This is a genomic window from Chitinophaga sp. (genome assembly GCF_036566945.1).
GTDB lineage: Bacteria > Bacteroidota > Bacteroidia > Chitinophagales > Chitinophagaceae > Chitinophaga.
In genome coordinates this window covers 1-4,472 of record NZ_DATCVJ010000207.1, presented here as the reverse complement: position 1 = coordinate 4,472, position 4,472 = coordinate 1, and the positions used below count along the sequence as shown (strand labels likewise).

The 4,472-nt window shown below is 47.8% G+C and carries 5 protein-coding genes; all 5 read right to left on the bottom strand.

The genetic code is table 11. The features are described from left to right. Positions 1-196 precede the first annotated feature (196 nt). On the bottom strand, positions 197-1,105 hold the full coding sequence (locus VIP81_RS05935; protein ID WP_331957554.1) for a serine hydrolase: 909 nt from the start codon (positions 1,103-1,105) through the stop codon (positions 197-199). Positions 1,106-1,375: 270 nt separating this feature from the next. Next, a complete protein-coding gene (gene bshB1 / locus VIP81_RS05930) occupies positions 1,376-2,104 on the bottom strand; it encodes a bacillithiol biosynthesis deacetylase BshB1 (RefSeq protein ID WP_331957553.1) in 729 nt (242 codons plus the stop codon). A gap of 35 nt (positions 2,105-2,139) precedes the next feature. Further along, the gene (locus VIP81_RS05925) at positions 2,140-2,637 is read right to left on the bottom strand and encodes a hypothetical protein (RefSeq protein WP_331957552.1); all 498 of its coding nucleotides are present in this window, start codon (positions 2,635-2,637) and stop codon (positions 2,140-2,142) included. Between the two features lie 50 nt (positions 2,638-2,687). Next, positions 2,688-3,311, bottom strand: coding sequence for a DUF4294 domain-containing protein (locus VIP81_RS05920; RefSeq protein ID WP_331957551.1), 624 nt, complete (start codon positions 3,309-3,311; stop codon positions 2,688-2,690). A gap of 79 nt (positions 3,312-3,390) precedes the next feature. Then, positions 3,391-4,392, bottom strand: a complete 1,002-nt coding sequence (locus VIP81_RS05915) for an alpha/beta hydrolase (RefSeq protein WP_331957550.1) — start codon at positions 4,390-4,392, stop codon at positions 3,391-3,393. Between the last annotated feature and the right edge of the window lie 80 nt (positions 4,393-4,472).

Below are 4,472 nucleotides of genomic sequence, written 5' to 3'. Positions count from 1 at the left end.
TGGCACGTTATTTAGTTATATAGTTGGACTTTTTTAACACAATTAGCATGGAAATGAAGAAAAAATACTTTTTACTGGTGGTTATAACGATTGGACTTGCTTTGATTCCGTTTATCAAAAACAGTATCATTAAACACGATGAATTTGATGCTACCCGAGATCTGTTCATTTAGTGTTTAGCGGGTCCCATTGACCGTTAATAAAACTGCCCCGAAGCGGGGTCGGGTTTCCATTGGCTGGCCGGTTCATAATACTGCCAGAGTATAAAACCCACCTTTCGCAATAATTGCCATGCTTCATTATCATGGTTCCAACCCTGATCCTTGTTGTTTTTGGTAATAATACAATACACATAATCGCCGTGAGGCGCATTTACCATGATCACCTCCGAACGTGATTCATCCACCGCGCCATTTTTTGACGCGGTGCGAACGTTGGCGGGTACCTGCGTCAACCCCTCCTGATCCCAATAGTTACGGGTAAGATTCCGGTACATGCGCTCACTTGCGGCCGCATTGATGACTTCTCCTTTATAGATCATTTCCAGCAACCTGGCCATTTCGCGTGGACTGGTTTGTCCCCACCCATATTCCTGGCGATTGGCCTCCCTCCCTTTTGTGCGGGAATTGACCCGCAAATGTTCAAACCCATGCTCCTGCAACCATTGATTAATCACGAGTCCTCCGCCGGCCAGCGATTGCAACCACAAGCTGGCGGTGTTGTCACTCATGGTCAGCATCAGCATCACCACCTTGTCCAACGAAATCTGCTCACTGTCCCTGAACGAGCCCAGGATATCTTCCCCCTTATATAGCAAAGAATCCCGGTACACCAGATTTTGATGATACTGCAGCTCCCCTTTCGCCAACTTGTTAAAAATGCCCACCTGTATCGCTGTTTTAATCATGCTCGCCGTAGGAAACGTTGTATCGGCATTTATAGCCACTATACGGTCTGTTTTAAGGTGATGCACATAAATACCGGCCTGCCCGTTGAAAGCCGTCAGAAGGGGCGCTAAAATGGTGGTGAGCCGTTTGTCTGTTTTCTGGGCGCCGGCAGATAATGCCACCAAAAACAGGAGGAGGAAAGCGGGTAACTTTTTCATATTACCAAGATAGAAAAATAGCGGGTAAGTTTTAGCATCCCGGAGGGTAAGACTACAAAGCGTCCAATGGGCGGGGTTGGGATGCAGATAAGGTGGACTTGAACTGGTCAACACGATGTGGCCAAATCGGGGTCGCAGACTTCTTTTAAGCAAAAATGCAGCGTACACTGGTTGGTGTACGCTGCATTTTTGCTTAAGTTTAAGGCTGGCCCGCCCCTGGGCCGTTTCCACTGCATTGCTGCTAAAAACGAGTGACCAATCCTTCTCTCATTAAGTAGTTTTATTAATCATATCTTTAAAACTCCGCACACCAATCATTTTAGCAGAGGTATAACCTTCGGCATACTCCACTCCTACCATTTTGCCCAGCATTTTAGCGCGGTAAACAACACTATCAAAGAAGCCGGAGCCGGAAATATAGGTCTGTGGCTCGTTATCTTTGGGCGCCAGGAACTGGGAACTGAAACTTTTAATGGCTTCCAGTTTCCGGTCTATCACTGATGTAATATCTATCACGAAATCTGGTTCATGGTAACGGTCCTGCAGGAAGTGAAATACCTGCTTTGGACGCCAGGCTTCCTGCGGCTGCCCGTCTGACGACGTTTCGATTTTCCTTAGCCCTGCCATGAAGCAGCTGTCTGCTATCAGTTTGGCGGCACGGCCATGATCCGGATGACGGTCATCGATGGCGTTAGCCAGTACAATATCCGGGCGGTACTTACGAATCGCCGTAATGATAGCCATTTGTTCCAGCGTATCGTTTTTGAAAAAGCCATCGGCTAAACCGAGGTTTTCACGTACTTCCAGTCCCATAATCTTCGCTGCTGCCGCTGCTTCCTCTATCCGCAGCTCCGGTGTGCCACGGGTACCCAGTTCTCCCCGGGTAAGGTCCACTACTCCTACCTTCATTCCCTGTGCCGCATGCACCATCAGTGTGCCTGCACAGCCCAGTTCCACATCGTCCGGGTGCACCGCTATTGCCAGTATATCTAGTTTCATATGCTGTAAATTGAGGTGCAAAGATGGGAAAATATTTAATCTTCTGAGCTGGTAATGACTACCCCGGCCTTCCGGTCCATTATCTGGTACTTATCCTGTACTTCCTTTTCATCGATGATGCGTACCGTGCGGAATGTTTTGCGATCGACGGTCATTAAACCGGTTTCGTTGGTGGGTGTTACGGGCTTGCCGTTCACGATAAAGTAAAAGCTGCTGTCGTTGCCGTATTTACGCAACAGGCTGTCGTATGCGGGAGATTCGCTGCTTAACAGGGCATTCACCCTTTTACGGGCAAAGGGTTTGGTTTCTATATATACCACGCCGTTGGCCGCCTGACTGCCGTATTTTAATATGGCTTTGGAACCTTTGGCAATAGTGATCACACCAATGCGGTCCGGTGTTACCTGGCCAATGGCGGATTGGGTTACCACCACGCTGTCCAGCACATATACCGGGTCATCATCCTCCACAGATTGCGCCATAGCGCCTATTGAAATAAACAGTAAGCTGGTAAGTAAGATCCTTGCTTTCATAATAATCCCTTTTTCTTTCGTTACAGGCGAATATTACGAAGATAGCAGAATTAATTATAGGCGCGGTAATGCTGGTACATTTCCAGCTCCTGAACGATTACCTCGATGTCTTTATCTTCCTGCTTGTCATAATCGCTTTTCAGATTACCACCAAAGAAGAAGGCAACGGTTTGCCATACGCGGGCATTAAACCCACCTTTGAGTTCTTTGATAATTTCAAAGCAATTCTGACCGGTTTCGCGGTCGATTAATTTCATGAGTACCTTACCCTGATATACGGAGAGATTTTCCAGTTTATCGCCGAACTGGGCTTTGAGTTCTTTTTCTTTGGTGGCCAGGAAAGCTTTGCGCTCTCTTTTATTCATGTTGGCCATGCTGGTATTCACGTCTTTCAGCACTTTGGCAGCTGACCGGGCATAAGGATAGGTTACATAAACCGCATTCCGTAAACGGCTCCAGCGCTCGCGTTCCTTACGCAGTGCCTTTGGCATTTTTTCCACTACATCAACGATCGCCAGGGTAATGACCGGAATCGTGTCTTTACCCACCACAATCGCATGCAACGGAATGACATCCGCACCATGCGCCTCCTGCGCCATCGCACCTGTGTGACAGAGGGATATGCCCAATACCAGGAAAACAAAAACGATGATCTGTTTAAAACGAAGACGCATAGATTACTTAACGTTGCTTAAATACGGAATGTTACCACAAGTTAAAAAAGATTTCACATTTGCGGCTAACTAAATAGTGTTACCGTACCGGGGTCATTCTTAACTTGTTGATGGCGAACTCGCTGATGGCTTTTTCCACGGCAGGCAAATCATGCGAAGTCAGCGCAGAGCCCATCACATGTACACCTGCACCGGGAATGGGGATCGCTTCCTTCTGGGATTCGGGAGTTCCCAGCGCTTCTTCCATCTCCAGGATGGCAGACACTTTTACGGTAGGGTCCTGGTGGGTTTCATCTTTATAATAATACAGGTTCAATACCGGCTGATGCACTTTTGCAAAGGTTTCCGGGGTCATCGTGGATTCCAGCAAACTTTCCAGCTGTACTACCCCTTCCAGGCGATAGTCGGTATACCAGTATTTTGCCCGTTCCGGGTCCTTATCACTACCACGCCTGAAATCCCCTTTGCTGACGGCCCGGGCCAGCTGCAACCCCCAGGGATTATTGGCCAGAAAAGCCAGATCATCATTGATGGCCACGTTGGGCGACATATTGATCAGTGCATACACATCGTTGGGATAAGCCGCGGCCAGCTGCAAAGCCAGCGTGCCTCCGGTGGAAGTACTCATCAGGATCACCTTGTCGCCCAGTGCTTTGCCTATACTCAATGCTTCTTCTGCATCTTCCCATAAACCTGCTGCGGTCATATGCAGCAACGGATCTGAAGTATCTATCCCATGTCCATCCAGTCTTGATAAATAAAGATTACAGCCAAAGCGCGTGGCAAAATTGCGATGTACCGGATTCCCTTCTTCCTGACTGGCGGAAAAGCCATGCAGGTATACTACGGCATAAGGTGTTTTGTGGTGCAGGGAATCATTCCATACGATACGGGCCTCGTTATCCGGCTTCAAATGATGTTTTGCTTCTTTTGCCTGAATGTAATCCTCCAGTGCCGTGCCGGCAGCGGGCACCGATGGTAACCCACGATTATATACCGGATCGGCCGGTTTGGGGCCCAGAAGATATACCACTGAAAGCATGGCTATAACGATAAGGGATATACGCAACAACCTACGCATCGTAAGATATTTAATGAGGCTAAATGTAGATAAGAATTCTGATATCGTATATGCTGTGTGCATATTTAATAAAGAAAAAA

Coding starts and splice junctions, on each gene's coding strand:
- VIP81_RS05935 (WP_331957554.1), bottom strand. CDS start 1,105: ATGAAAAAGTTACCCGCTTTCCTCCTCCTGTTTTTGGTGGCATTATCT.
- VIP81_RS05920 (WP_331957551.1), bottom strand. CDS start 3,311: ATGCGTCTTCGTTTTAAACAGATCATCGTTTTTGTTTTCCTGGTATTG.
- bshB1 (WP_331957553.1), bottom strand. CDS start 2,104: ATGAAACTAGATATACTGGCAATAGCGGTGCACCCGGACGATGTGGAA.
- VIP81_RS05925 (WP_331957552.1), bottom strand. CDS start 2,637: ATGAAAGCAAGGATCTTACTTACCAGCTTACTGTTTATTTCAATAGGC.
- VIP81_RS05915 (WP_331957550.1), bottom strand. CDS start 4,392: ATGCGTAGGTTGTTGCGTATATCCCTTATCGTTATAGCCATGCTTTCA.